The 25832-nt window shown below is 61.0% G+C and carries 24 protein-coding genes; 15 read left to right on the top strand and 9 right to left on the bottom strand.

The window, feature by feature from the left end:
* Positions 1–27: 27 nt before the first annotated feature.
* The 9 genes from brnQ to HMPREF3153_RS04515 all read left to right on the top strand — a co-directional run bounded on the left by brnQ (position 28) and on the right by HMPREF3153_RS04515 (position 11476).
* Positions 28–1380, top strand: coding sequence for a branched-chain amino acid transport system II carrier protein (gene brnQ, locus HMPREF3153_RS04555; protein WP_246817162.1), 1353 nt, complete (start codon positions 28–30; stop codon positions 1378–1380).
* Positions 1381–1459: 79 nt separating this feature from the next.
* On the top strand, positions 1460–2452 hold the full coding sequence (locus HMPREF3153_RS04550; RefSeq protein WP_070420144.1) for an LLM class flavin-dependent oxidoreductase: 993 nt from the start codon (positions 1460–1462) through the stop codon (positions 2450–2452).
* A 207-nt stretch (positions 2453–2659) separates the two neighbouring features.
* Positions 2660–2980, top strand: a complete 321-nt coding sequence (locus HMPREF3153_RS04545; protein ID WP_070420143.1) for a GntR family transcriptional regulator — start codon at positions 2660–2662, stop codon at positions 2978–2980.
* Between the two features lie 38 nt (positions 2981–3018).
* A complete protein-coding gene (locus HMPREF3153_RS04540; RefSeq protein ID WP_070420142.1) occupies positions 3019–4503 on the top strand; it encodes an ABC transporter substrate-binding protein in 1485 nt (494 codons plus the stop codon).
* Positions 4500–5429 (top strand): ABC transporter permease, encoded by a 930-nt coding sequence (locus HMPREF3153_RS04535; protein ID WP_070420141.1) that lies wholly within the window; start codon positions 4500–4502, stop codon positions 5427–5429. Before HMPREF3153_RS04540 ends, HMPREF3153_RS04535 begins: the two co-directional genes overlap by 4 nt.
* On the top strand, positions 5426–6229 hold the full coding sequence (locus HMPREF3153_RS04530) for an ABC transporter permease (RefSeq protein WP_049151651.1): 804 nt from the start codon (positions 5426–5428) through the stop codon (positions 6227–6229). The genes HMPREF3153_RS04535 and HMPREF3153_RS04530 overlap by 4 nt, the downstream gene beginning before the upstream one ends.
* The gene (locus HMPREF3153_RS04525; protein ID WP_083280945.1) at positions 6226–7638 is read left to right on the top strand and encodes an ATP-binding cassette domain-containing protein; all 1413 of its coding nucleotides are present in this window, start codon (positions 6226–6228) and stop codon (positions 7636–7638) included. Before HMPREF3153_RS04530 ends, HMPREF3153_RS04525 begins: the two co-directional genes overlap by 4 nt.
* Before the next feature lie 13 nt (positions 7639–7651).
* Entirely contained in the window at positions 7652–9334 is a 1683-nt protein-coding gene (locus tag HMPREF3153_RS04520) for an FUSC family protein (protein ID WP_070420140.1), read from the top strand.
* Positions 9335–9676: 342 nt separating this feature from the next.
* Positions 9677–11476, top strand: coding sequence for a BCCT family transporter (locus HMPREF3153_RS04515; protein WP_141740917.1), 1800 nt, complete (start codon positions 9677–9679; stop codon positions 11474–11476).
* Here HMPREF3153_RS04515 and HMPREF3153_RS04510 read toward each other — a convergent pair.
* The gene (locus tag HMPREF3153_RS04510) at positions 11473–11664 is read right to left on the bottom strand and encodes a response regulator transcription factor (RefSeq protein WP_070420138.1); all 192 of its coding nucleotides are present in this window, start codon (positions 11662–11664) and stop codon (positions 11473–11475) included. The genes HMPREF3153_RS04515 and HMPREF3153_RS04510 overlap by 4 nt on opposite strands.
* A 116-nt stretch (positions 11665–11780) precedes the next feature.
* Complete coding sequence (locus HMPREF3153_RS04505) at positions 11781–13127, bottom strand: M20 metallopeptidase family protein (RefSeq protein ID WP_049160793.1); 1347 nt, start codon at positions 13125–13127, stop codon at positions 11781–11783.
* A gap of 36 nt (positions 13128–13163) precedes the next feature.
* On the opposite strand from HMPREF3153_RS04505, the gene HMPREF3153_RS04500 reads away from it, so the two are divergent.
* Entirely contained in the window at positions 13164–13541 is a 378-nt protein-coding gene (locus HMPREF3153_RS04500; RefSeq protein ID WP_193394789.1) for a hypothetical protein, read from the top strand.
* On the opposite strand, the gene HMPREF3153_RS04495 is transcribed toward HMPREF3153_RS04500, so the two are convergent.
* Both HMPREF3153_RS04495 and lepA read right to left on the bottom strand, forming a co-directional pair.
* Entirely contained in the window at positions 13522–14601 is a 1080-nt protein-coding gene (locus HMPREF3153_RS04495; protein WP_070420137.1) for an HNH endonuclease signature motif containing protein, read from the bottom strand. The two genes, HMPREF3153_RS04500 and HMPREF3153_RS04495, sit on opposite strands and share 20 nt — an antisense overlap.
* Positions 14602–14932: 331 nt before the next feature.
* Positions 14933–16783 carry a translation elongation factor 4 gene (gene lepA, locus HMPREF3153_RS04490; RefSeq protein ID WP_049063149.1) on the bottom strand — a complete coding sequence of 617 codons (1851 nt, stop codon included), beginning with the start codon at positions 16781–16783 and terminating at the stop codon, positions 14933–14935.
* Between the two features lie 18 nt (positions 16784–16801).
* Here lepA and HMPREF3153_RS04485 point away from each other — a divergent pair, with 18 nt between their 5' ends.
* The 5 genes from HMPREF3153_RS04485 to HMPREF3153_RS04465 all read left to right on the top strand — a co-directional run bounded on the left by HMPREF3153_RS04485 (position 16802) and on the right by HMPREF3153_RS04465 (position 21715).
* Positions 16802–17341 carry a type II toxin-antitoxin system PemK/MazF family toxin gene (locus HMPREF3153_RS04485; protein WP_070420136.1) on the top strand — a complete coding sequence of 180 codons (540 nt, stop codon included), beginning with the start codon at positions 16802–16804 and terminating at the stop codon, positions 17339–17341.
* A gap of 192 nt (positions 17342–17533) precedes the next feature.
* Positions 17534–17797, top strand: a complete 264-nt coding sequence (rpsT, locus tag HMPREF3153_RS04480; RefSeq protein ID WP_070420135.1) for a 30S ribosomal protein S20 — start codon at positions 17534–17536, stop codon at positions 17795–17797.
* 107 nt (positions 17798–17904) lie between these two features.
* Positions 17905–18732 (top strand): DNA adenine methylase, encoded by an 828-nt coding sequence (locus HMPREF3153_RS04475; protein ID WP_070420134.1) that lies wholly within the window; start codon positions 17905–17907, stop codon positions 18730–18732.
* Positions 18725–20029 carry a type II restriction enzyme gene (locus HMPREF3153_RS04470; protein WP_070420133.1) on the top strand — a complete coding sequence of 435 codons (1305 nt, stop codon included), beginning with the start codon at positions 18725–18727 and terminating at the stop codon, positions 20027–20029. The genes HMPREF3153_RS04475 and HMPREF3153_RS04470 overlap by 8 nt, the downstream gene beginning before the upstream one ends.
* Before the next feature lie 36 nt (positions 20030–20065).
* On the top strand, positions 20066–21715 hold the full coding sequence (locus HMPREF3153_RS04465; RefSeq protein ID WP_070420132.1) for an alpha-keto acid decarboxylase family protein: 1650 nt from the start codon (positions 20066–20068) through the stop codon (positions 21713–21715).
* On the opposite strand, the gene HMPREF3153_RS04460 is transcribed toward HMPREF3153_RS04465, so the two are convergent.
* The 5 genes from HMPREF3153_RS04460 to HMPREF3153_RS04440 are packed head-to-tail and all read right to left on the bottom strand — an operon-like array spanning position 21675 to position 25752.
* Positions 21675–22331: a LysE family translocator gene (locus tag HMPREF3153_RS04460; protein WP_049147748.1), complete on the bottom strand. Its 657-nt coding sequence runs from the start codon at positions 22329–22331 to the stop codon at positions 21675–21677. The two genes, HMPREF3153_RS04465 and HMPREF3153_RS04460, sit on opposite strands and share 41 nt — an antisense overlap.
* The gene (locus HMPREF3153_RS04455) at positions 22328–22708 is read right to left on the bottom strand and encodes an ankyrin repeat domain-containing protein (protein ID WP_070420131.1); all 381 of its coding nucleotides are present in this window, start codon (positions 22706–22708) and stop codon (positions 22328–22330) included. Before HMPREF3153_RS04455 ends, HMPREF3153_RS04460 begins: the two co-directional genes overlap by 4 nt.
* Positions 22709–22719: 11 nt before the next feature.
* Positions 22720–23667 carry a DNA polymerase III subunit delta gene (gene holA / locus HMPREF3153_RS04450; RefSeq protein ID WP_172953403.1) on the bottom strand — a complete coding sequence of 316 codons (948 nt, stop codon included), beginning with the start codon at positions 23665–23667 and terminating at the stop codon, positions 22720–22722.
* 10 nt (positions 23668–23677) lie between these two features.
* Positions 23678–25129: a ComEC/Rec2 family competence protein gene (locus tag HMPREF3153_RS04445; protein WP_070420154.1), complete on the bottom strand. Its 1452-nt coding sequence runs from the start codon at positions 25127–25129 to the stop codon at positions 23678–23680.
* Positions 25126–25752 (bottom strand): ComEA family DNA-binding protein, encoded by a 627-nt coding sequence (locus HMPREF3153_RS04440; RefSeq protein WP_046646212.1) that lies wholly within the window; start codon positions 25750–25752, stop codon positions 25126–25128. Before HMPREF3153_RS04440 ends, HMPREF3153_RS04445 begins: the two co-directional genes overlap by 4 nt.
* Positions 25753–25832 lie beyond the last annotated feature (80 nt).

Raw genomic sequence — 25832 nt, 5'->3', positions numbered from 1 at the left:
CAAGGATTGAGACAAACGAGGAAGATAATGACAACACAAACAGATACCGCCGCGAGCCCGGTTACTGGCTCCAACACGAAGCCCACGATGACCATCATCGTGGCTTCGCTCATGCTCTTTTCCATGTTCTTCGGCGCTGGAAACCTGATTTTCCCGCCGATGGTGGGCGTCGCTTCCGGCACCAACTTCTGGCCTGCCATTCTGGGATTCCTCGCCGCAGGCGTCTTGTTGCCAGTCCTAGCCGTGGTGGCAGTGTCCATCTCCGGCCAGTCCGTGCGCGATATCGGCAACTACGGCGGCAAGTTCTTCGGCGTTGTCTTTTCCGCCATGGCATACCTTGCTATCGGCGCTTTCTACGCTTTGCCGCGCACCGGTGCGGTTTCCATGGAGACCGCCATCACCCCGCTGTTTGGCTGGGAAGGCTTCGGCGCCAACGTCACCTACAACATCATCTTCTTCCTTATCGCCCTTGCTTTGTCCTGGAAGCCCAACAGCATCATTGACACCCTGGGCAAGTTCCTGACCCCTGCACTGGTCATCCTGCTGCTTGTGCTCATCACTTTGGCCACGTTCGGCGCTGAACGCGTCCCGGCCGCCCCCACCGAAGATTACACCTCCGCACCAATGGTCACCGGCCTGTTTGAGGGTTACAACACCATGGATGCCATCGCAGGTTTGGCGTTCTCCATCGTCATTGTCTCCTCCCTACAGTCCAAGGGTTTCAAAGCCGGCAAGCAGGTCATCAGCGGCACCATCACAGCGGCCGTCATCGCCGGTGGCCTCCTCGCCTGTATCTACCTGGGCCTGGGCTGGATCGGCCAGACCATCCAGGATGGACAGTCTTATGAGTCCGGCGCAACACTGCTTGCCGACGCCGCGAACTCCACCATGGGCGGCGTGGGCCAGGCGGTATTCTCCGCGATTGTCATCCTCGCCTGCATGACCACCGCCGTGGGCTTGATTACTGCAACCTCTGAGTTCTTTGCTCAGCTGGTCCCTAAGACCACCTACCACTTCTGGGCCGTAGTCTTCACCCTGCTTTCTATCGCCTTCGCATTCCAGGGCCTCGAGACAGTGCTTTCTATCGCGGTTCCGTTCATCATCTTCCTCTACCCACCAGCTATCACGCTCATCGCTTTGACCCTTATCCAGCCGGTGGTCAAGAACGCCGTGGCCTTCCGCTGGGCCTTCCTGCTTGCACTGTGGACCTCCGTGGTCTGGTCTGCGCTGACGGTGCTGGCAAACCAGGGCTGGCTGGCTGCTGCCGAGCCGCTACTGAACGCCTCCCCAGGCCAGTCCGTCGACTTGGGCTGGTTCGTTCCAACCGCCGTTACGGCGCTCATCGGCGTTGCCATCGACTTCGCTCAGCGAAAGAATTAGAGAGAAATAAATGGTGCTGGCGTAGCGTTGGAAGACGAGAACGAACTCGCACATCAATGCCAACTAAGGACCTATTTCAGTGACGGAACACGCCAAGCTATCAATCCTCGACTTTTGCACCATTTACGAGGGCGAGACCGCCTCACAGTCCATGGCCAGGTCCGTGGAGCTAGCCCAAGAAGCCGAAAAGCTGGGCTACTCCCGCATCTGGTACACCGAGCACCACAACATGCCGAACATCACCTCGTCATCCCCGGCGGTGCTCATTTCCCACATCGGCGCTAAGACCAACACCATCCGCCTGGGAGCAGGTGGCGTCATGCTGCCCAACCACTCCCCTTATGTCATCGCCGAGCAGTTCGGCACGCTAGCTGAGCTCTACCCCAATCGCATCGACTTGGGCCTCGGCCGTGCGCCCGGCACCGACATGCACACCCTCGGCCGCGCCCTGCGCCGCGATGCCCACGCCGCTGAGCGCTTCCCCGAGGACGTCAAGGAGCTGCAGGGCTACCTCTCCGGCAAGTCCTTGGTTCCCGGTGTGCAGGCCATCCCCGGCGTAAACACCCACGTGCCGCTCTACATTCTGGGCTCATCCATGTTCGGCGCATCCCTAGCAGCGAAATATGGCCTGCCTTATGCCTTCGCTTCCCACTTCGCGCCGACCCACCTGGAGTCCGCCACGGCGTACTACCGCACCAACTTCGAGCCTTCTGAGGCACTCAGCGAGCCTTACGTCATTGCCGGCGTTAACGTCCTAGCCGCCGACACCAAGGAGGCGGCCGACGCCGAATACGAAAAGGTCTGCTTCAACCGCGTCAAGGCATTTGCCGGCCGCGGCAAGCACCTCACCGACCAGCAGGTCGAGCAGATCGTTAGCTCCTACCAAGGCCAGCAAATTCTCGACATGCTGCAGTACAGCGCCGTGGGCACCACCGATGAAGTCCGCGAGTACCTCGAGGGCTTCCAGGAAAAGGCTCAGGCGGACGAGCTCATGATTTCTCTGCAGTCCACCACGCACGACAACGTGCTCCACAACATGGACCTTCTGGCGAAGGCTTGGGATCTGCACTAGAAATCCTGCGCAAATCAAAACTACATATCAGCTGGAGCGCGAATGCACGACCACTGGTCATGCAGTTTCCAGCAAGTTACCTGTGCGGCAGCTGGACTATTTTCAAAATAGGGGAAACACATAACTTCCATGAAATTGAAACCTTGGATTTAACTTGATTAGCATTTCCATTGTTCAGTAGCGAAGGTGGACGCATGGCAGTGCGCGATGTGCAGCATCACAAAAAAGATCTCAACTCTGCGTGCAGAGGTATTAGTCAGTTCCGGACGCGGGCGCCGCTCAGTAGTTCTGGGCCGATTCAACTCGGAAGACTTTGATTCCATCCTTTCCATTTCCCACTGGCTCGAAAGCCGCGGCCTTGATGCCGAATCAGGTTCCATCCACAGCCACCTTTTTGAAAAGGGTGTCGATTACGACAATGCCCACCGGCTTCCAACTCTCGTTTATGCCTCTGACGAAGACGCACAGGCTCTTGCCTGCGAGCCCGGTGCACCCCTATGGCGCTTCCCGCTCGAGCTATCTGACTAGATTTCGCGCAACCCACCCCCACCGATTAACCTGCTTTCATGAAGAAAGTACACCTAGCGCGCATGGCCTGCGCGCTGGTTCTCGGGGCGTCGCTAAGCGCGTGCTCAGCCGGACACACGGCGGTCAAACCCACCGCCAGTGATTCCCTGACCATCGCCGCAACCGGCGCCGCCACCTCTCTCGATTTCACCAATGTAGGCGGCGCGGCCATTCCCGCTGCACTCATGAGCAACGTATACGAGACCCTCGTACGTATTGAGGGCGATGAGATAGTCCCCGGACTTGCCGAGAACTGGGACACCGAAGGCACCACCTACACCTTCCACTTGCGCAAAGGCATCAAGTTCAGCAACGGTGACGCCTTCACCGCTGAGACCGCCGCCTACTCCATCAACAACGTGAAAGAGAACTGGACCAACGGCATCGCCAAGCAGATGGCGGTAGTTGACTCCGCCACCGCAATCGACGAGCACACCCTCAAGGTGAAACTGTCCAAGCATTCCAACGGCTGGCTGTGGTCCATGGGCACCGCCATCGGCGCGATGATGACCCCCACCGCCACGGACCTTGCCACCACCCCGGTGGGCACGGGCCCGTTCACGCTCGCAGGCTTTACCCCAGGCGAGTTCATCTCCCTGACCCCTAACCGTGACTACTGGGGGAAGGTCCCGCAGGAAGACGTGACCATTCAGTACTTCCCCGATGCTGTCTCCTCCGTGAACTCGCTGAAGTCCGGCGGCGTCGACGTAGTGTGGGCAATGCAGAACCCGGAGCTCCTCGATGACTTGGGTTCCGACATCCGCACCACGGTAGGCACCACCAACGGCGAGGTGCTGCTTTCCATGAACAACAACGCCGCGCCTTTCGACGACCCTCGCGTGCGCCAGGCCGTGGCCTACGGCGTGGATCGCGATGCCGCCAACCAGGTCCTGTGGGGCGGCATGGCCCAGGACACCGGCGGTGCACCGGTCCCACCGACGGACCCTTGGTCTAGCGATAAGGACTACTACCGATTCGACCCCGAGCGCGCGAAAAAGCTCCTCGCTGAGGCCGGTGCCGTGGGAGCCCCCGTCACCATCACCGCGCCGACCCTGCCTTATGCCCAGCGCGTCTCAGAGCTGCTCTACTCCCAGCTGACCGAGATCGGTTTCGACGTCACCCTCGAGTCCGCCGAGTTCCCCGCCGTGTGGCTGGGCCAGGTCATGGGCGCCAAGGATTACCAGATGTCGTTGGTCTCCCACGTGGAGCCGCGCGACATCCCCACGCTCTTTGGCAACCCAGACTACTACCTGGGCTACGACTCGCAGAAGGCCCGTGACCTGCTCGCGGCTGCCGACGCCGCCCCCGAGGAGCAGTACCCCAAGCTCATGGGCGAGGCTGTGGACCAGATCATGGCCGACGCCGGTGCACTGACCTTGATGAACATGCCCAACATCGTGCTCTATCGCGACGGGATTGAGGGCCTTGACCCCAATCAAATCACCGACGCCATCGAGCTGCGCAACTTAAAGGAGCAGGCATGACCTACCTCAAGGCGCTGGCCAAGTTCGTCCTGACCTTGTTTGCGGCCTCCGTTGCTATCTTCCTGCTCATGCGCGCAGTGCCCGGCAACCCGGCGCGCGTGGCGCTGGGCGTGAACGCCACTGACGAGGCCGTCGCCGAGCTCACCCAGACCCTCGGCCTTGATCGCCCGCTTTTCACCCAGTACTTCGAGTGGGTGGGCGGGCTGCTCAGCGGCAGCTTCGGCACCTCGCTGTCCTCACAGCAGGACATCACTCCGCTGGTGCTGGACCGCGCCCAGGTCTCCCTCATCCTGGTGGGCTTGGCCATCGTGCTAGCGCTAGCCGGCGCTGTGCCCATGGGCATGTGGCTGGCGCGCACGGGCAACACGTTCGTCTCGGCACTGACTCAGATCGGCATCGCCGTCCCGAGCTTCCTCGTGGGCATCATCATGGTGGCCTTCTTCGCCGTGCGTCTGGGCTGGCTGCCCGCCAACGGCTGGATTCCACCGGACCAGGACTTCGGCGACTTTATCGCCCGGCTCATCATGCCGGTGATCTCCCTGGCCTTGGTGCAGGGCGCGATGCTCACCCGCTACGTGCGCTCTTCCATCGTGGATGTGATGGACCAGGATTACATCCGCACCGCCCGCGCGCTGGGTCTATCCCATGCGGAGGCGCTGCGCCGCCACGGCCTGCGCAATGCGGCCCTGCCGGTGCTCACGGTCACGGGCCTGCAGCTGACCACGCTGATTGTGGGTGCGGTGGTCATCGAGTCCGTCTTCGTCATTCCGGGCCTGGGCAGCATGCTTCTCGACGCCGTGTCCAACCGCGATCTCACCACCGTGCAGACCCTGGTTATGCTGCTGGTCTTTTTCACGTTGGTGATCAACTTGGCCACCGACTTGGCCTACCGCGTAATCGATCCGCGTTTGAAGGAGAAGCGATGAAGAAGTTGGGTTTCGTTCTCGTCGGTATCACCGCCCTCCTCGCGGCGGTCTCCCTTTTCTGGACGCCTTATGCGCCGAACATCGCCTCGCCCGATTTGCTGGCGGGCAGCTCCGCTGAGCATCTCCTCGGCACCGATCGCTTTGGTCGCGACATCGCCTCGCGTCTGATGGTCGGCGCACGCATCACGCTCTTCGTGGGCGTCATCGCCGTCGGCATAGCTGCGCTCGTCGGCGTTCCGCTCGGTGTGGTGGCGGGCATGCGCCGCAATAGCATCCTCGACTCCCTCATCATGCGCGGCTCCGATCTGCTGCTGGCTTTCCCAGCCTTGCTGCTAGCCATCATCGCCGGCGCGGTATGGGGTCCGTCGACGATTTCAGCCATGATCGCCATCGGCATCGCGGGAATCCCTTCCTTTGCCCGGGTGGCACGCTCGGGCACCCTACAGGTGGTCACGCAGGACTTCATCGCCTCGGCGCGCGTTTCCAAGGTTTCAGCGCCCACCATCGCGGTGCGCCATATCCTGCCTAACATCGCCCCGCTTATCATCGTGCAGTCCTCCGTCTACTTCGCACTCGCGATCCTCGCCGAGGCCGGCCTTTCCTACCTGGGCCTCGGCACCACCCCGCCCACCGCGTCTTGGGGCCGCATGCTGCAAGATTCCCAGTCCCTGCTGGCCAGCCATCCCATGCAGGCCTTCTGGCCGGGCCTGGCCATCGCCGCCACGGTGCTGGGCTTTAACCTGCTTGGCGACGCCCTGCGCGACATCCTCGATCCCCGCCTGAAAGGAGGCCAGCGATGAACCACCCCATGCTTTCCGTACAAGACCTGTGCATCCGCACCGGCAAGGAGACCATCGTTGGCCCGCTCAGCTTTAGCATTGAACCCGGCCAACGCCTGGGCATCATCGGTGAGTCCGGCTCCGGAAAGTCCCTGACCGCGCTGGCCATCATGGGCTTACTGCCAAAGAACCTCCACGCTGAGGGTTCCATCGAACTTGGCGGACGCGAGCTCGTGGGCCTGCGTGACCGCCAGGTGCGCAAGCTGCGCGGCGCCGACATGGCGATGGTCTTCCAGGAGCCGATGAGCGCGCTCGACCCGCTCATGCGCGTAAGCAAGCAGCTACGCTACGCCGGCGCGTCTGCTGAGGCGCTCAACGAGGTGGGCCTCGATCCGGCCCTTGCCTCGCGCTTCCCGCACGAGCTGTCTGGCGGCCAGCGCCAGCGCGTAATGATTGCCATGGCCATGGCCCGCAACCCCAAGCTGCTCATCTGCGACGAGCCCACCACGGCCCTCGATGCCACCACGCAAAACGGCATCCTGGACCTCATTATGGAACTGACCCAGCGCCACAACACCGCGCTGCTGTTCATCAGCCATGACCTACGCGTCATCCGCCGCATGTGCCCTGAGACGTTGGTCATGCAGGACGGCCAGATCGTCGAATCCGGCGCGGCGCTGGACATCCCCCAGCACCCGTACCCCAAGCACCTCATCGCGGCCTCCCAGTCCAAGCCGGCCGCCACTGAGCCGAAGCTCGGCGAGGTTGTCATTTCCCTCGACCACGTCACCAAGGCTTACGGCTCCACTATTGCGCTTTCCGACGTCTCCCTCGAAGTACGCAAGGGCGAGCGCATCGGCGTCGTCGGCAGCTCCGGCTCGGGTAAGACGACGTTGCTCAAGCTCATCACCGGCCTCGAGCAGCCGACCTCCGGGTCCGTGCAGGTGGAAGGCCGCGTGCAGATGGTATTCCAGGACCCGCAAGGTTCCCTCAATCCGCGCATGCCGATCTGGAAGATCGTGGCTGAGGGCTCACCCACACCGGTCACACGTGCCGAGATTGCGAAAGTCTTGGCGGAGGTCGGCATCGACGAGGATGCCTTGGACCGCTTCCCCCACGAGTTCTCCGGCGGCCAGCGCCAGCGCATCTCGATTGCCCGCGCGGTCATCGGCAACCCGGACATCCTCCTCGCCGACGAAGCGGTCTCCGCCCTCGACGTCTCCGTGCGCGCCCAGGTCCTCGAGCTGCTTGAGAGGCTCGTTGAAAGCTACGGCCTGACGCTGGTGTTCATCTCGCATGATCTGGGTGTGGTCAAGCAAGTGTGTTCCAGCCTGACTGTCATCTACCATGGTGAGCTGGTCGAACGCGGAGTATGGTCCGCCCCACAGCACCCGTATACCAAGTCGCTTCTAGAGGCTGCGCAGGGGTAACGTATGCCGCGATATGAGCGAATTGATTGAGCATCCCCTACCGCAACGCCCGCGCCCGCTGCAGCTTTTCACCGCCTACAACTCTTCGGTGACTCGCTGGCCGGGCGCGATGCGTGCTGCTCTCGCCATCGCCATTCCCGGCACGCTCGCCATCCTCACCGGCCACCCCGACGCCGTGCTGTTGGTCACCGCGGGCGCGATGTCCGTCATTTACGGCGAGGGGCACCCCTATCGCACCCGCCGTTGGGTGATTCTCACTGCGGGTGTGCTCCTTACCTTGGCCGCTACCGTTGGTTCGCTGGTGGGTGAGCTCGTCTTCGCCCCGGGCCACGGACACTGGTGGCTTTTGCTGTCTGCGGCCTTTGCTATTTCCATTGGCGCGCTCGGCGCCTTCCTGCAGAATGCGCTACGTCTGCCGCCGCCGGGTTCCTTCTTCGTGGTGATGGTCGGCGGCGGCTCCACCATGCTCGCGCGCACCGACATCACCCCCTTTGAGGTCGCTGCCTGGTCCATTGCGGGTGTCATCGCTGCGTACTGCCTGGGCATGCTGCCTCGCTTCCACTCCCCGCACGGTCCGGAGACCCGCACTGTCGCGACCCTAGAGAAGGCCACTGCCGCCTTTGAGAACTCCACAACCGACGTCTTGGCACGCCACCATCAGGCGCAGACTGCGCTGGCGAATACGTGGCAAGCGCTTTCCGACGCCGGTATCGTCCGCGGCGGCCGCGTCATCCAAGCATCACAAGGCCACCTCGTGGAGCGTGCCCTTGCCGCGCAGAACCGCATCGTGCAGCACAACCAGTCACTGGATCTCTCTGCCAACTCGGATGAGCTTTCTGACTCCCCGACCTACGTCGACCCAAACCGCACCGCCATCCCGCACACCAAGCCGACGATGCGCTACCGCATCTACCGCGCGTCGGTGGGCAACTCGCATGCGGTGGTGACGGTAGAGAAGATTCTGCTTGCGGCCATCGCCACCACGCTCGTGGGCCTTGCACTGGGCCTCGACCGCCCGGACTGGGGCGCAGTTTCCGTGCTGCTTCTTCTGCAGTGGGGCCCGGACCACGTGCCCGGCACCATCCGCGGATTGCAGCGAATGGTGGGCTCGCTGCTCGGTGTGTGCGTGTTCTACCTCATTGCGTCCTTCGGTTTAGAAAGCTGGACGCTGCTGCTCGCGCTCGCTGCCTGCCAATTCTGCGCGGAGATCTTCGTGGTCAAGAACTATGCCATCTGCGTCATCTTCTCCACGCCGCTGGCGCTGCTCATGGGTCATACGGCCGATCACTTGGCGTTCACGGCTTTCTCCCGCATCTGTGAGATCGCTCTGTCGGTGGTCTTTTCCTTGCTGGTGCTCTGGCTCTGGAAGCCGCGTGCCCAGCTGACCAACCACTACCGTCTGCAGGTCCGCTGCCAGGAAGCAATCACCAGCCTGCTGGGCGCACTACTTTTCTCGACCCCCGACGAGTCCCTGGCTGCTCGCCGCGACCTGCAGTACGAGCTGCTTTCTGAGCGCCGCTCCATCCAGTCCATTGCAGTCAACCACCCGCAACACGTGGGTGAGTTCTGGCAGCGCCACCTTGCCCTGCAGCATGCGGGCTATTTCATCTTGGATTACTGCTCAATTCACCCGGACGAGGTTCCGGGTGACATCAACGCGCTGGTATCCCTAGCGCGAATAGACTTCGAAAAGTAGAGATTTATCGAGCACATGCTCTTCGATGCGCTCGAAGACCTCAAAAGCCGATAGCAACTCGGCCTCTGCGACGTTGTACGAAGAATTATCAAAATTTGGCAGTTGCATTCGTGGCAATCCAATCCATTAGAAACTCTGATTCCCTGATACTAGCGGATAAGTTGGCACTTGCACCTTTTCTCCTGAACAATGGAGGGCCAATGTCTAAAAGGCAGGCCCATTGAGGTGCCGCCAAGTTAGGAAAGTTTGTCTTCTCCCATCAACGATTCGCCGAGTACCCCTGCATCTACGAACACAGATACGAACACAGAAGCCCGCGCCGTGGGCCTCTATCCCCACGACATGCACCCGGGCCTCGTCCCAGGCATCGGCGTTGAGAACCAGCGCAACACGTTCGGGCTTGATAAGGCCTTGTTCTCCGTGACGGCAATCGCCGTCGTCAGCTTCATCATCTGGGGCATCTTATCCCCGGAGTCGGTCTCCGCGGCGTCGTCAAGCGCATTCTCGTGGGCAATCACCAACACCGGCTGGCTGCTCAACATCACCATGATGATGGCCATCGTCACCATGGCCTACGTGGGCCTGTCCCGCCTCGGCCGCATCAAGCTCGGCACCGATGACGAAGAGCCCGAGTTCGGCTGGTTCAGTTGGGTGGCCATGATGTTCGGCGCCGGCATCGGTGTGGGTATCTTCTTCTACGGCCCGTCGGAGCCGCTTTCGCACTACCTCACCCCGCCGCCGCACACCGTTGACGGCAACACGGTTGAGGCTCTGCACCAGTCCATGACCCAGGCACACTACCACTGGGGTCTTTCCCCGTGGGCTGCTTATGCATTGGTAGGCGGTGCAATTGCCTATTCCTCTTATCGCCGCGGCCGCGTCCCGTTGATATCTTCGATCTTCAAGCCGCTGTTCGGCTCCCGCGATACTGATGGGCCACTGGGCAAGCTAATCGACGCCCTCGCACTCATCGCCACCCTCTTTGGCACCGCTGCAACGCTGGGCGTTTCCGCCATCCAGATCGGTGAAGGCGTCTCCATCATCCGCGATGCCGGACCGCTGACCAATACCGCGCTCATCGTCATCATTGCGGTTCTCGGCTGTGGTTTTATCATCTCCGCAGTCTCCGGCGTCTCCCGCGGGGTGCGCTACCTGTCCAACATCAATATCTCGCTCACGCTGGGCCTCGTGGTCTTCGTCTTCCTCACCGGCCCAACCTTGCTGCTGCTCAACCTCATCCCCTCGGGCATCGTCACCTACATCGACCAGCTGCTGCCGATGATGGCCAAAGGCCTGTCCTGGGGCGATGAAACCATCGAGTTTCAGTCCTACTGGACCGCCTTCTATTGGGCATGGTGGATTGCATGGACGCCGTTCGTGGGCATGTTCGTCGCCCGCATCTCCCGCGGACGTACTCTCCGTGAGTTCACCGCCGTGACCGTCTTCGCGCCAACGCTTATCCTCATCATGGCCTTTACCGTCTTCGGCGGAACCTCGATTCAATTTAGCCGCGAAAAGGTCCCAGGCTTCGACGGAACCGCTTCTGGCGAGCAGGTACTATTCACCATGTTCGACAACCTGCCACTGAGCCAGGTAACCCCGTTCATCCTGCTCTCCGTGCTGGCCATCTTCTTCATCACCTCGGCGGATTCTGCCTCCGTCATTATGGGCACGATGTCCTCCAAGGGAGATCCTGCGCCCAACAAACTCGTGGTGGTCTTCTGGGGTCTGTGCATGATGGGCATCGCCATCGTCATGCTGCTTACCGGCGGCGAGGACGTGCTTTCCGGCCTGCAGAACCTGACTATTCTTTCCGCGCTTCCGTTCTGCGTGGTGTTGCTCGTGATGATGGTGGCTTTTGTGACAGATCTGCGTTCTGACCCGATGTTCATTCGCCGCACGTACGCCCGTGCCGCTGTGGAGAACGCGGTTGTCCGCGGCATCGAGGAGCACGGCGACGACTTCGAGCTTTCCATTGAGCATGCTGAGGAGGGCCGCGGTGCGGGCTCCGACTTCGACTCCTCCGCGCAGCGCTACACCGAGTGGTACCAGCGCACGGACGAGGACGGCGAGAACGTTGACTACGACTTCGAGACCGACACCTGGGCTGACGGCTACACCGGCGAAGACAAGGAAAGCTAGCGCTGCTCCAGCACCGCAATCGCGATATGCACGCGGTTCGTGCCGCCAATCTTTTCCAAGATGTGCTTGATGTGCGTCTTTACCGTGGCCACAGAGACATAAAGCTGCTCCGCGATTTCATTATTGTCCAGCCCCTTCGCCACCAGCTGAGATAGCGCAGCAAAATAAGAAAAGCCGCAAGCAATCACTTTGTCTTCTTTGCTGCTGGCGCCTTGGGCTCTATGGACGTTAACGCTGAGAATGTGGGGTGGGGCCAAACCCTGCTCAGCGCATTGACCTGCATTGTTATCTCGACAATCTTGTACTACTCAAGGCCCTCTACCGCAGAGCGCATCACCCTTGTTGCCGGCGAAGGATGCGCGTCTTCTGCAGCCAAGCGCTCAAAGGCGACGGCGGCGAGTGCTGCGGCTTGGTCACCGAGCACCGAATCATCGAACCTCACCAGCGGCGAATGATTCCACTCACGCAGGTGCTCCGGGGTATCCGGATTGACAGTGCCAAACCACATGAAGGTGCCAGGTACCTGCGCCAGTACGTCTCCGAAGTCCTCCGAGGCCATCATGGGCGTTTCCATCGGAATGACATTTTCCGCCCCGAACATGCCACCCCACAGCGCCGCGGCGAATTGATTCTCGCGCGGGTTGGTCTTGGTTGCGGAATACAAAACCTCGAAATCCACCTTTGCGGTGCATCTATGCGACGCCGCGACAGAACTGGCCACTTCCACAACCATCTGGCGCACTTGCTCAATCTTTTCGTCGCGCAGCACGCGCACTGTGGCGCCGAGCATGGCGTGATCAGGAATGACATTAATGGCGCCGTCGCCAGCGCGCAGATTAGTCACCGTGATGACGATCGGCTCGTTAGCGTCGAAGCGGCGAGTCAGTGCAACCTGCAAGGCCATCTGAATCTCCCCCAGCGCTGCGACGGGATCGATGGCATCGTGCGGCCGCGACCCATGGCCGCCCTTGCCATAGACAGTGATCTTCAGATTCGACGATGACGCCATCATGGGCCCGGAGATATGGTGGAAAGTGCCACGATCCTGCGGACCGACATGCAGGCCATAAGCAGCAATCGGACGACGCCCCGCTGCATCGAGGACGCCCTCTTCGATCATCGGGAGCGCACCACCGGGGCCTTCTTCGCCGGGCTGGAACATGAAGGTGACGTCGCCAAGCAAGTGCTCCTTCTGCGCGCACAGCAACTTCACTGCACCGATGAGCCCCGCGGTGTGAAGGTCGTGGCCGCACGCGTGCATCAAGCCGTTGGTGGAAGCAAAAGGATCGCCCGTCTGCTCACGGACCGGCAACGCGTCCATGTCTGCGCGCAGCAGCACCGAAACCGGCCGTGGGCCGCGCTTGCCGCCGCGAAGGACCGCGACCACGGAGCTTAAATCCTGGCCGACCTGGATCTCCAACGGCAGGCCTTTGAGCGCCTCGAGGACCTTCTTTTGCGTCCGCGGAAGCTCGAGCCCAATTTCCGGGTGCTGGTGCATATCCCGCCGGAATTCCTGCAGCTGCGGTAGGAGCTTTTGACCTTGCTCTAAGAACACCTCACTGGCAAGACGCTCACCAATCTTGGCAGCGGTAACTGGCAGCGGTGGAAGCTGCTGGCCTTGGCGAGGTGCCTTCTTCTTGATGGGTTCCATGAATCAATCCTTCCCGGGTTTGACCATCGACACTACATGGAACCCAGTTGCAATGAACTGCACCACAAACTGACATCTGGAGGTCCGAACAGGCGGACTCCCACTGAGGAGCCAGGCCGCGGCACGGTTGAACTCACCGTAGGCAACCTTGGTGGCAACCCACAGAATATGTGGTCGCCTCCGGAGGGACTGCGAGGAACGCGTTTGTACCTTTCGGCTGCGACCGGCGAGGTCACCGACCAAGAGGTGGCAGATTACTCTACCTATCCAATCACTAACCAGATTGCGGGTTCCCTTTTGGAGGCAGGCATCGAGCACACCACGGACTACCTGGACAAAGGAATCCACGGGTGGACCATGTTCGGTCAGCAACTGCAGCGTACATGGGACGGAATTAAGCCGGCGTTGCAGTAGCGTCATCGAAGGAAAGCAACCTTCCTCTCGCTTCCCAGGCGCCCATTCGTTCAGCCACGCTCTGGCGCCAGTTCGCATTGTTGGGAACGAGAAGCCCATTCGGAACGGTGCTCTCCCAGGTGCCGTCTGCCCAGCACCATAGAACTACTCCGGTGTCGGGGTCCATGACATAGAACGCCCTGCCATCCGTCTTGATGTTGTGGCAGCGTTGGCAAAGGCAAACCAAATTATCGCTCGAGGTTTTTCCGCCATCCGCGTAGGGAATTCGGTGGTCGAGCTGCGTAAGGTGCGCAGGCATGTCACAACCTGGACCTCGGCACGTTCCATCGCGCGCCTCAACAAACGCTCGAATTGCTTCAGTCGGGCGGTACCCCTCGGTTTCACCTGGCACGATTTCTCGAGTCGAGGCGCCCTCTGGTGGGTCGATATACCCGTATCCGGGAGCGAAGGCTAGTGAGGTATCAGCCTGCTGGAAAACGTTGATAACGACCTTTTGCTCGATCGGTTCAAGGATGGTGGCCACCAACGCACGGGCAAAGGAGATGCCCTCTTTCTCCGCTCGCTTACGAACTAGGCGGTCAATGGTTTCTGCGGTAACTGCATCAAGGTTGGCGGTGATTTCACCACGACCGGCATACCGCTCCATGCGGTAGCGGTCGCGATCTTCTTCATCTTCGCCTTCAACGCAATAGTGCAGGGCGAGAACCTCAGAAATTACCTTCCGAATACGGGAGGCCTCGGGCAGGCGCTGATTCGGACGACGCGGGGTGAAGAGCTCTTCGAGAGCATCATCCACGAACGGATAGATGCGTTCCTCGACGCCTTGCAGCGCCTTGCCGATGGCCAAAATCCGGTCATAGTCCAAGAACCAGTCCAGTTTGTTGAGGTGACGTAGTTTAGGCAGATACGAGATCTTTTTGAAGCCATAGAACAGATGTTCAGCTTTGTAGGAAGTCAGGCCAAGCTTGCGCGAAACATCTGCGAACGCTAGTTCAGCATCCTCGTCAGGCTGCGGCAAAATTGCATTAAAGGCACGCCAGGTCAGGCGATTACTTTCCACAAATGACCTCCCAACCTCACACTTTGGATTTAGTGGAGCGAAGTAGGGTCCGTCCATCGAGTTTCCTTAAACGTAGTTTTGAGAACAGCATTCGCTGCGCAACTCCCCCTCCGAGCTGCTTGCCACCCAAGCTACAAAACGCCCCGGACACCCGCAAGAATTTTCGAAAATAGAAACGGCGCTATTGGTACTTTTGCCAGTTCGACAAAGCTACTACCCCCGCCTACCCCCGCCGGAAGTTTCAGCCAAAAAGAGCATGCTTGACGACGCCCAGTTCCCCCACCCATGGCAAAGACCCCAGGGCCAAGCCTGGGGTTTTTGGGCTTAGGTCTTAGCCCTCACCGTCGGTAGAAAGCGCTGCCACGAACGCCTCCTGCGGCACGGAAACCGAACCGATGGACTTCATGCGCTTCTTACCAGCCTTCTGCTTCTCCAGTAGCTTACGCTTACGAGAGATATCGCCGCCGTAGCACTTCGCCAGGACGTCCTTGCGCATAGCGCGGATATTCTCACGCGCAATGATCTTGGAGCCAATGGCTGCCTGGACCGGGACCTCGAACTGCTGGCGCGGAATGAGCTCTTTAAGCTTCTTCGTCATCTTGTTGCCGTACCACTGCGCCGAATCGCGGTGAACGATGGCAGAGAAGGCGTCGACCGGATCACCGTTGAGCAGGATATCCACCTTGACCAGATCAGAGAGCTGTTCCCCAGCCTCTTCATAGTTCAGCGAAGCATAGCCCTTAGTGCGGGACTTCAGCATGTCAAAGAAGTCGAAGATGATTTCACCCAACGGCATCGTGTAGCGCAGCTCCACGCGGTCCTCAGAAAGGTAGTCCATGCCGCCCATCTGGCCGCGCTTGGACTGACACAGCTCCATGGTGGAGCCCACGAACTGCTCAGGAACGATGATGGTCATCTTCACGATTGGCTCGTAGACCTCGCGCAGCTTGCCGCCCGGCCAGTCGGCAGGGTTGTGGACGAGGGACTCGGTTCCGTCTTCTGCAACCACGCGGTAGGTAACAGAAGGCGCGGTGGAAATCAGGTCCAAGCCAAACTCGCGTTCCAAGCGGTCGCGCGTAATTTCCATGTGAAGCAGGCCCAAGAAGCCGCAGCGGAAGCCGAAGCCCAGAGCAACGGAGGTCTCTGGCTCAAAGGTCAGGGAGGCGTCGTTAAGCTGCAGCTTCTCCAGCGCATCGCGCAAGTCGGGGAAGTCCGCTTGGGAAATCGGGAACAAGCCGGAGTAGACCATTGGCTTCGGGTCCGCATAGCCCTTAAGCGGCTCGGTTGCGCCATTCGACGCCCAGGTAATGGTGTCGCCCACCTTAGTCTCGCGCACGTTCTTAACGCCCGTGATGAGGTAGCCCACCTCGCCCGGGCCCAGGCCGGCGCACTTCTGCATCGTCGGGGACACGATGCCCACCTCGAGCAGCTCGTGGTTCGCGCCAGTAGACATCATGGTGACCTTCTGGCGTGGGGTGAGCTTGCCGTCCATCATGCGGATGTAGGTGACAACGCCACGGTAGGTGTCGTAGACGGAGTCGAAGATCATGGCGCGGGCAGGGGCGTCATCAGGCGCCTCCGTGGAAGGCGGCGGCACCAGCTCAGCTACCTTGTCCAGCAGGTCCTCCACGCCTTCACCAGTCTTGCCGGACACGCGCAGAACCTCTTCTGGCTCGCAGCCGATGATGTGGGCAATCTCCAGCGCGTACTTCTCAGGGTCCGCAGCCGGCAGGTCAATCTTGTTGAGGACCGGGATGATCTCCAGGTCATTTTCCATCGCCAGGTACAGGTTGGCGAGGGTTTGGGCCTCGATGCCCTGGGCGGCGTCGACAAGCAAAATTGCACCCTCACATGCCTCCAGCGCGCGGGAGACCTCATAGGTAAAGTCCACGTGACCCGGGGTATCAATCATCTGCATGACGATCTCTTCGCCCGCGTGCTTTCCGGTGCGCGGAATCCACGGCAGACGCACGTTCTGCGCCTTAATGGTAATGCCGCGCTCGCGCTCGATATCCATGTTGTCGAGGTACTGATCGCGCATGTCACGCGCGTCAACGACCTGCGAAAACTGCAGGATGCGGTCAGCCAGCGTCGACTTGCCGTGGTCGATGTGGGCGATAATGCAGAAGTTTCGAATCTGGGTTGGATTCGTAAACGTAGTGGCCGCAAAGTTTTTAGACATGGGTTTAGAATAGACGACATGACTAGCGGCAACCCACTCACCCGCTTACGGGTGGCACTCGGAATTGGCGAACGCGAGCCTGTCGACGTCGGACTAGCCCGCATCTCCGAGCGTCTCGGTATGAATAACGCCGCCGAATACCGCGAACCCCGCAAAGCCGCCCGCATCCGCGTCGAATGCACCAACTCCCATCCGCGCTCTGTGTGCTTCTCCCCCGACATGGACGGCCAAGCAGATTCTGGCGAGGTCGTCTGGGTCTGGGCTCCCTCCGACGGCAAGCAATCCCCGCCGCGCGAACGCGCCGTGCTCATTATCTCCCGCACCCGCACCACCGTGCTGGGGCTGCTCATCTCCCCCAACCCAAACCATGCTCACGAAGAGGAATGGCTCGACATCGGCACTGGTGAATGGGACGAATCAGGCCGCCAGTGTTGGGTTCGCCTCGACAGAATCCTCGAGATTTCTGAGGAAGAATGCCGCCGCCAGGGCACGCTCTTCCCGGAGCGCCGTTTTGAGCGCATTGCCAACCGTCTTCGCTCGCGTTACCACTGGTCCTAAGTCCAAGGCCTGATTTGGGTTTTTCTTCCTGCTCCTGCTAGGTTTTGGAAGTTACTTACTTTCCGGGCGCGTTGGTCGGGGCGGTCAGGACCTTGGGTCCGCCCATCGAACATCAACGCCGAGCGCCATGCGGGACATGTCCGGCGGGTTGGTTTCCCAATGTAATCATTCGATTTCCAAGAGGTATTAAAGATGGCAAACATCAAGTCCAAGAAGAAGCGCATTCTCACCAACGAGAAGGCACGTCAGCGCAATAAGGCTGTTCGTTCCGCAGTTCGTACCGAGATCCGCAAGTTCCGCGAGCTTGTCACCGCTGGTGACAAGGAAGCTGCTGAGAAGCAGCTCCGCGTCGCTTCCCGCGCTCTGGACAAGTCCGTGTCCAAGGGTGTCTTCCACCGCAACACGGCTGCCAACAAGAAGTCCGGTATGGCTAACGCTTTCAACAAGATGGCGTAATACACACCGCTTTTGATTGAAGGGACCTCCTTGTGAGGTCCCTTTTTTCGATCTATTCGAACACATAGACGGCCATGTCCGGGCGGCCCGCTACTATGGCAAACGTTATGAAAAATGTGAAGCCTTTGCTCAAATGGGTCGGCGGAAAACGCCAGCTACTGCCGGAGATCCACGCTGCCCTCCCGGCAGAAGGATTCGACGGATATTTCGAGCCTTTCCTCGGCGGTGGCGCAGTGCTGTTTTCGCTGACCCCGCACAAGGCCGCGGTCAACGATCTCAACACGGAGCTCATCAACGTCTACGAGACAGTCCGAGACGATGTCGCAGGTCTCATCGAGCTGCTGCAGACCTATCCCAACGAGGAAGACTTCTTCTACAAGATGCGCAGCAAAGACCGTGACTCCTCCTTTGCACACATGACGCGCACGGAGCGCGCCGCACGAACGGTCTATCTCAACAAGACCTGCTACAACGGCCTGTACCGCGTCAACAACGCCGGCCAGTTCAACTCGCCATTCGGCCGCTACACCAACCCCGCCATTTGTGATGAGGAAACGCTACGTGCGGTCTCCGAGTACTTGAACAGCAACAATGTTTCCTTCAATACCGGTGACTACGCGGCCATCTTGAAAGACGCCAAGGAAGGCGACTTTGTCTACTTCGATCCGCCCTATGATCCGGTCAATCCCACCAGCAACTTCACGGGGTATCAGTCCGGGGGCTTCGGCCGCGAGGATCAGCTGCGTCTCAAGGGGGTCTGCGATAAGCTCGACGCCGCCGGCGTGAAGTTCCTGCTTTCGAACTCGGCCACGGACTTCATTCAGGAGATCTACTCCGAGTACGAGATAAACATCGTCGGGGCCACCCGCTCCATCAATTCGGTGGCGAGCAAGCGCGGCAAGGTAGACGAGGTTCTGGTGCGCAACTATGGATGAGCAGCTGGCTAGCTTGTGCGCGGAGTTCGACGTTCCGGATGGGCAGACGCTGGGGCTCAACGACGTCGGCTGGCTCAAGGTTTTCCGCGATCCCACCGTTCGCGAGCAGCTTGAGCGCACCGGATTCGTGGTGGTAGAAGCAGCGCGCATCAAGGCACTGTCCAGCCGTGAGCCGCGGCTTATGGCCAAGCACGACTTCTCCGCGGCGCGGCCCTGGTTCTTCCGGGAACACGGCTTATCCATCATGCCGGTGCGCCGAGATGCGTACCTGATTGGCCGCTTCGATGTCTATGAGAAGTTTCCCGAGCACGCCGCACCACTAAAGTCGCTGCCCATTCCGAGCGGCATTGAGTCGCTGGATTTTAAGAACCTGACCTCGGAGGCGGTGATGCTCAATGCGGCGGCACTGTCCGGAATCCTCACGGACTTCGTGGGTGGCGGGCAGCTCTACCCCACCGTGACTGGCCGCATGTCCACACTGCAGCTGCCTATTCGCCTGGCTGACCTGAACTTGGAGCTGGACGTCGACCGTGCGCAGATGGAGATCGACGGCGGCTTCGAATCCGCGGAGCGGCTCATCTTGGTTGAGGCCAAGAACCATATCTCGCCCGACTTCAACATCCGCCAGCTGTATTTTCCGTACCGGCGCTTCTCCCAGGCACTCGCCAAGGAAGTGGTGCCGCTGTACGTGGTCTATTCCAACGGAGTATTCCATTTGTACCGTTATTCTTTTCCTAATCCGGCAGACTTCCGCAGTATAAAGCTGGAGGATTCCGCCCGCTACGTGCTTGGCGGTTCGGAGGTCACAAGCTCTGCGCTGCGCGCCGTTGCGCACCGCACGCAACCCGAGCCCGAGCCGCGCATCCCGTTCCCGCAAGCCGATTCTTTCGCGCGCGTGGTCAGCTTGCTGGAGATGCTGCCCGTGGCCAAAGCAGAGATTCCGCAACGCTTCGGCTTCACGCCGCGCCAAGCGGACTATTACGTGAACGCCGGGCGTTACCTGGGCCTGATGGAGATAAACGACGGAGTGGTTGAAGGCACCCCGCTGACGGGTTCGCGCGACGAGCGCAATCTGATGCTGGTGGATGCCCTCGCGCGGCGGCAGGTGTTCAACGCCGTCATTCGGGAAGTCGTGGAGCAGCAGCGCGCACTCACCAAGGCCGAGGCTCAGGCGCTCATGGAGAAAGCAGACCTGGGGCTTACTGGGTCGACGCTACCAAGGAGGGCGTCGACAGTCGCGGCGTGGTCGCAGTGGATTTGGGAACTCATCGCACCAGAACAATTGATGCTGGTATAGCCTTCGCCGTCTCACCTATTGGGATATGTTGTACATATGTACACGATTGGTGATTACCTTCTCGACCGCTTGGCGGAAGTCGGCATCACGGAGCTTTTCGGTGTTCCCGGCGATTTCAATCTCAAGTTCCTCGACCACGTTGTGGCCCACGAGAAGATTCGTTGGGTGGGCAATTCCAACGAGCTCAACGCCGGATATGCGGCTGATGGATACGCCCGCCTGCGCGGCATCGGCGCATTCCTCACTACCTTCGGCGTGGGCGAGCTCTCCGCCGCCAACGCCATCGCGGGGTCCTACGCGGAGAACGTGCCGGTCATCCACATTGTTGGTTCGCCGCGCAAGGAGCTGCAAGCCTCCGTGGCCAAGATCCACCACTCCATGGGCGATGGTGACTTCGCCCGCTTCTTCCGCATTGACCGCGAGCTGACCTGCGTGGCCGAGGATCTCAACGCAATGACCGCGCAGGCGCAGATCGATAACCTCATTGTCCAGGTGTTATTCCAGCGCAAGCCCGGCGCGCTGCATCTGGCGGCGGACGTCGCCAGCACCCCCTGCACGCCGCCGAAGGCTCCGCTGCCGCTCATCGAGCAGCTCGACTCGGAAGCCGCCGCACAAGAGTTTGAGCGGGACCTGAAGGGCTTCCTCAAGGGGCGTACTCTCGCAGTGCTTGCCGACGTCCTCGTGCATCGCTTTGGCTGCCAGTCCACGCTCCAGGGCTATCTGGATCGATCCGCGGTTCCTGTAGCAACGTTGAGCTGGGGCAAGTCCCTCATCGATGAGGAGACCTCGAACTTCGCGGGAATCTACTCTGGTGCGGCGTCGCATGGCGATACCCGCAAAACCGTCGAGGAGGCCACTGCCTTGGTGACCGTGGGCGTGGACTTTACCGATAACATCACCGCGGGTTTCTCCGTTGCGATTTCCCAAGATAACCAGGTCGATATTCGCCGTGATACGGCCTACATCCAGGGCAATGCCTACACGCCGTTGAGCATGGGCCGGGCCATCGAGATTCTGGACCAAGTCACAGCCGAGGTATCGCCAGAGTTCATGCCGGTGGGCAAGACCAACCCTGCAGAGAAGGTAGAAATCACCGACGATCCGTTGTCACAGGAACAACTCTGGGCGGTGGTCTCACGCGCGCTGGAGCCGGGCAACGTGGTCATCGCGGAGCAGGGCACCTCCTTCTTTGGACTCTCGGCGCACCACTTCCCCACCGATACGGTGTTCATCGGCCAGCCGATGTGGGGCTCCATCGGTTACACGCTGCCCGCAACACTTGGTGCGGCGCTGGCGCAGCCGGGGCGTCGTCCAGTGCTGCTCATCGGTGATGGTTCCGCGCAACTGACCATCCAGGAAATCGGACAAATGGTGCGCGAAAAGGTTCCCGCGGCCATCTTCTTGGTGAACAACAATGGCTACACCGTTGAACGCGCAATCAACGGCGAGGACGAGTACTACAACGACATCCCGGCGTGGGATTGGTCCAAGACGCTAGATTTCTTTGGGGCTGGCGACTTTGGGCTTACGCTGCGGGCCACTACTGGCGCGGAGCTCGAAGAATCCGTGGCCGTGGCCACCGCGAACAAGGACAAGCTGGTCTTTGTTGAAGCGGTGACCCCGTACAACGACTACCCGGAGCAGCTTAAGCGTGTAGCTGCGGCGCTATCCCCACGGAAGCACTGATGAGAACGCATCCGGCGATGATGAAGAACGCGCCGGATGCGATGTCAATCCAGGGGCCAGCGGCCAGCATGCGGCGGCGAATCGCGGACGTAGAAATAACCGTGCTGAGCAGCACGAACGTGAGATAGGCCGAAAGCGATAGGCCCAAGATGAGTGCCACCGCGAGCCACAGCGGCGGATGCGGTGGCAGAAGCGGGGCAATCATCGCCGCGAGGTAGAGCACGATCTTTGGGTTGGAAAGGTTCGTGGCCAAGCCGGTGCGGAAGACCTGCCCAAGGCTGCCCAAGCGCAGGGCGGCCTCCTCAATATCAGCGGGCGGATTGTGGAGCAGTTCCAGACCGCCCTTGATTGAACGCACGCCCATGAAAATCAGGAAGGCACCACCGATTCCCTGAATGGCCCGCAGAATCCCCGGGAACGCGGTGAGAACTGCGGCGGCGCCAAACACGGTGATCGTGTACCAAAAGAGCACTCCCAACTGGATTCCGGTCGCGGCAGCGATGGCGTGCTTGCGCGAGCGCGTGGCGTAGCGGGTAACCAATACGATGTCAGGCCCAGGAGCCAACGCGCCCAGAAGGTTCATGAACATCAGTGCCGCAAATGCGGACCAACTCATGAAAAGCGCTCAATCAGGTCTTCGCGCCCAAACATGCGGGCGGAGTCCACGGCATTCGGGGTGCCAGCCTGCGGGTCAGCGCCGGCGGCCAGAAGTGCGTCGACCACGGCGTCTTCCTTCTTAAAGATGGCACCAGCCAGCGGGGACTGATTGCGGTCGTTGAGAAGGTTAACGTCAGTGCCAAGGCCGGCGAGTTCGCGCACGAGCTCGGCGTGGCCGTTGTAGGCAGCGAGCATAACGAAGGACTGGCCGTCCTGGTTAACCATATCGGCGTTGACGCCCTGCTTGATGTACTCGAGGAGGGCGGCGTCGCCGTGGCGGGCGAAGTCAAAAAGCTTTGAGGCGAATTCCTGGACGTCTTGGGTGATGTCTTCCATGAAAAGCAAGTCTATCGCGCGAGTTCAGCGACCCGGCGCACGGCTGCCTCAATGGCAAAGTCCTCATCGCCGCCTTGGCCCTTGACTGCGGCGTCGAGCTCCGCCATGAGGATGACCGCCTTGTTGACGTTGTCCTCAGACCAGCGGCGCGCTACCGGCTGAGTCATCTTCACCACGTAAGGGGCCAGCCCGGTGTCCTTGGCCAGGGAGTATTGGTCGCCGCGGGCTGAGTAAAGGCGGGCGATGGCGCCGACCTTATTGGCGAGAGCCGCGGCAATAGCCACCGGGGAGGCGCCAAGCTGGAGCGCGCGGCGGCAGGTAGACACGGCCGCCTCGACGCGGCCGGCCACGGCGGCGTCGGCAATGTCCCAGTTGGCCACCTCAGCGATGCCCACGTAGTAGTTGTGCACGGCCTCACGAGTGACGTTGCCGTTGGTGTCAAAGACCAGCTGGGAGATGGCCGAGGCCAGCTCGCGCAGGTCAGAGCCCACGCCGTCGAGGACAGCCTGCACCACGTCAGGGGTCGGCCGTACGCCGTGGGAGGCGAACTCGCGGGTGGCCCAAGAGCCCAGCTCGTTGGGATACAGCGAGAAGACCTCGTGCACCTCGCCCACCTTTCGCAGCTTGGCCACGATCTCCGGTGGTTTCTTCTTGCCCTTCAGTGTCTTTGCGGTGACGGTGTAGATGAGCACCAAGGTCATGCCCGGTCCAGGATCAGCGACCGCAGTGAGCAGGACCTGGGTCAGTTCCTTGCCCACCTTTTCCACGTCGCTGATGACGATGACGCGGTTGTCACCAAACAGTGACGGGCTGGTGGCCATGGCGATCTCGCCTTCGGAGACCTCAGAGGCTTTCAGGCGCACCACCTCGACGCCCTCCCCGGCCGCTTTCTGGATGGAAAGTCGGGCGCGTTCAGTGAGGAATTCGTCGTCGCCAAGGATGAGGTGGACTTGCTGCATGGGTGCAATTCTAGCGGTAGAACACCGGGATGCCTTCAGGAGTGCGGGTGGGATAGTCCGGCGGGGAGTCTTCGGTAACCACGATGGAGCAGGTGCCCGGCGGGATCGGATAAACATCCTCCTCCGTGGCAACCACGTGCACAGGTTTCTGCGGTGTCTCCAGGTGCCGCGGGACGAGGACCGCAATCACGCACAAAAGGGTCAGCAGTGGGCGGCGATAAATAATGCCGGCCACCACCCAGCCATAGGCCAGCAGCACGAGGAACGGGCTGGCGGCCACGGTGTTGAGAGGAAGCCCGGTGCAGCCGTGAGCGATAGTGTTGATCCACCAAGTAAAGGGTTCCGCCACGGCGAGCAGGCCCGCACCCAAGACGGAGAGCGGCCCTAGCTGGGCGAAGATGGCGGCTATGAGTCCGAGGATGGTCACCGGCGCCGTGGCGGGGGCGACTAGGACGTTGGCCAGTACCGAGACCACGGAGACTTCCCCCGCCATCAACGCCACAATCGGCATTGTCACTAGGTCCGCGGCGATGGCTACGGCAAGGGCACGGATAAAGATGTCGGGCCAGCCGATCACCGCGAGGTGCCGGTAGAGCAAGGGCGAGACCACCACGATTCCCGCAGTCGCGACCACGGAGAGTGCAAAGCCAAAGCTAGAACACAGCTCGCTGTCGATGAAAAGCAGCACGATTATCGCCAGGCTCAGGCCATGCATCGGCTCCATCCGGGAAGAGTTGAGCACCGCGAGCAACCCCACCAGGCCCATCACGGCGGCACGTTGGACGGAGGGCTCAAACCCGACGAGGAGCACAAACACCACGAGCGCGGCTAACGACGCCGCTACACGCAGCCGTGGGCCCTTCACCAACAGGGCCGCAGCACTACAGACAATCGCCACGTTGGAGCCGGAGACCGCGCTTAGGTGAGACAAGCCGGTATCAATGTAGAGCTGCTTCTCCGCGGCATCCTGCAGGGTGGTGTCGCCCAACACCATGCCGGGCAGCAGTCCCTGCGAGGAAGGGCCCACTGTGGTGACCACGAGCTCGCGGAAGTTCTCCGCCACGTGCGCGGCCAACGAGTCCGGCGGCGTCAAGCTCGTCAGCCGCCCATGGGAGACGGTGACCTCTGCCCCACTGGGAGCAGGATCATCCGCGAATACCGGAACCTGGAAGGGGTAGCCCGGCACGCGCAAACGCAGCAACCAGCCGCCGCGGGTCTCGGAGGGATCGGAGATGACGGTGCCGGTGAGGACGTCGCCAAGCGGCACTGCGCGCGCCAGCCGCACCTTGGTGACCACAATCGCAAGCGCACTCAAAGCAGCGCACAAGATTGCCTGGCCCCGTTGCCACCGCCACAATACGAGGGCGAGGACTGGCACCACAATGCACCAGTTGCCGTGCAAGGCCAGCAGCGTGGCCGCCCACACCGCACATGCGGCCGGCAACAGGCGCAGCTGCTTCATGGCTGGACCTGGTCCTTGAGGCCTTCGAACTTGGCCGGGCCGATGCCGCTGATGTCCATAAGCTGCTCCACTGAGCTGAAGCCACCGATTTCCTCGCGGTGCGCGATGATGGCCTCCGCGGTCACCTCGCCGACGCCTTTTAAGTCCATGAGCTGTTCTTTCGTGGCGGCGTTGAGGCTCAGCGGACCTTGGCCAGGTTCGCCAGCGGATCCTGGCACGGGCGCAGGCATGCCGACGACTATTTGCTCGCCGTCGGTCAGCCGTTTGGCCAAGTTGAGGTTGCGGAGATCGATGCCGGGCTTGGGCCGGGCGTGGTCGAGGGCGTCGGCAATGCGCGCATCAGGTGCCACCGTGACCAGGCCAGGGTTGTCCACCTCCCCCACCACGGAGACCACGAGGGAGCTTGGCGCAGGAGTCGAGGAGGTGGGGCTGGTCGCGGCATAGGGCTCCGCGCGCGAGGAAATCCCCAGCCACACCAAAATTCCCGCGGCCACCAGGACAGCGATGGTGCACGCAATCCACGGCGGCACGGAAATGCGCGGGCGTGGATAGCTGACGGTGAGGAGATCCTCCTCCCCTGTGGGACGGGAGAGCTCGCGAAGGCGGTCGCTGATGTGGGGCATGCCCTCGACGCTACGAAGGCGGCGCCCGAAAGTCGAGGGTCAATTCTCAAAGTTGTGGATAACTTGTTGAGCGCGTCAAC

This window comes from Corynebacterium sp. HMSC06C06, assembly GCF_001807295.1.
In the GTDB taxonomy this organism is placed as follows: domain Bacteria; phylum Actinomycetota; class Actinomycetes; order Mycobacteriales; family Mycobacteriaceae; genus Corynebacterium; species Corynebacterium striatum.
This window is presented reverse-complemented; position numbering and strand designations above follow the sequence as displayed.

What these genes read in the sequence shown, in the direction of transcription:
- HMPREF3153_RS04440 (WP_046646212.1), bottom strand. Translation starts at nt 25,752, where the DNA reads ATGCCCCACATCAGCGACCGCCTTCGCGAGCTCTCCCGTCCCACAGGG.
- HMPREF3153_RS04500 (WP_193394789.1), top strand. Translation starts at nt 13,164, where the DNA reads ATGGAACCCAGTTGCAATGAACTGCACCACAAACTGACATCTGGAGGT.
- lepA (WP_049063149.1), bottom strand. Translation starts at nt 16,783, where the DNA reads ATGTCTAAAAACTTTGCGGCCACTACGTTTACGAATCCAACCCAGATT.
- HMPREF3153_RS04540 (WP_070420142.1), top strand. Translation starts at nt 3,019, where the DNA reads ATGAAGAAAGTACACCTAGCGCGCATGGCCTGCGCGCTGGTTCTCGGG.
- HMPREF3153_RS04525 (WP_083280945.1), top strand. Translation starts at nt 6,226, where the DNA reads ATGAACCACCCCATGCTTTCCGTACAAGACCTGTGCATCCGCACCGGC.
- HMPREF3153_RS04455 (WP_070420131.1), bottom strand. Translation starts at nt 22,708, where the DNA reads ATGGAAGACATCACCCAAGACGTCCAGGAATTCGCCTCAAAGCTTTTT.
- holA (WP_172953403.1), bottom strand. Translation starts at nt 23,667, where the DNA reads ATGCAGCAAGTCCACCTCATCCTTGGCGACGACGAATTCCTCACTGAA.
- HMPREF3153_RS04470 (WP_070420133.1), top strand. Translation starts at nt 18,725, where the DNA reads ATGGATGAGCAGCTGGCTAGCTTGTGCGCGGAGTTCGACGTTCCGGAT.
- brnQ (WP_246817162.1), top strand. Translation starts at nt 28, where the DNA reads ATGACAACACAAACAGATACCGCCGCGAGCCCGGTTACTGGCTCCAAC.
- HMPREF3153_RS04530 (WP_049151651.1), top strand. Translation starts at nt 5,426, where the DNA reads ATGAAGAAGTTGGGTTTCGTTCTCGTCGGTATCACCGCCCTCCTCGCG.
- HMPREF3153_RS04485 (WP_070420136.1), top strand. Translation starts at nt 16,802, where the DNA reads ATGACTAGCGGCAACCCACTCACCCGCTTACGGGTGGCACTCGGAATT.
- HMPREF3153_RS04520 (WP_070420140.1), top strand. Translation starts at nt 7,652, where the DNA reads ATGAGCGAATTGATTGAGCATCCCCTACCGCAACGCCCGCGCCCGCTG.
- HMPREF3153_RS04445 (WP_070420154.1), bottom strand. Translation starts at nt 25,129, where the DNA reads ATGAAGCAGCTGCGCCTGTTGCCGGCCGCATGTGCGGTGTGGGCGGCC.
- HMPREF3153_RS04515 (WP_141740917.1), top strand. Translation starts at nt 9,677, where the DNA reads ATGCACCCGGGCCTCGTCCCAGGCATCGGCGTTGAGAACCAGCGCAAC.
- HMPREF3153_RS04545 (WP_070420143.1), top strand. Translation starts at nt 2,660, where the DNA reads ATGTGCAGCATCACAAAAAAGATCTCAACTCTGCGTGCAGAGGTATTA.
- HMPREF3153_RS04475 (WP_070420134.1), top strand. Translation starts at nt 17,905, where the DNA reads ATGAAAAATGTGAAGCCTTTGCTCAAATGGGTCGGCGGAAAACGCCAG.
- rpsT (WP_070420135.1), top strand. Translation starts at nt 17,534, where the DNA reads ATGGCAAACATCAAGTCCAAGAAGAAGCGCATTCTCACCAACGAGAAG.
- HMPREF3153_RS04460 (WP_049147748.1), bottom strand. Translation starts at nt 22,331, where the DNA reads ATGAGTTGGTCCGCATTTGCGGCACTGATGTTCATGAACCTTCTGGGC.
- HMPREF3153_RS04535 (WP_070420141.1), top strand. Translation starts at nt 4,500, where the DNA reads ATGACCTACCTCAAGGCGCTGGCCAAGTTCGTCCTGACCTTGTTTGCG.
- HMPREF3153_RS04505 (WP_049160793.1), bottom strand. Translation starts at nt 13,127, where the DNA reads ATGGAACCCATCAAGAAGAAGGCACCTCGCCAAGGCCAGCAGCTTCCA.
- HMPREF3153_RS04465 (WP_070420132.1), top strand. Translation starts at nt 20,066, where the DNA reads ATGTACACGATTGGTGATTACCTTCTCGACCGCTTGGCGGAAGTCGGC.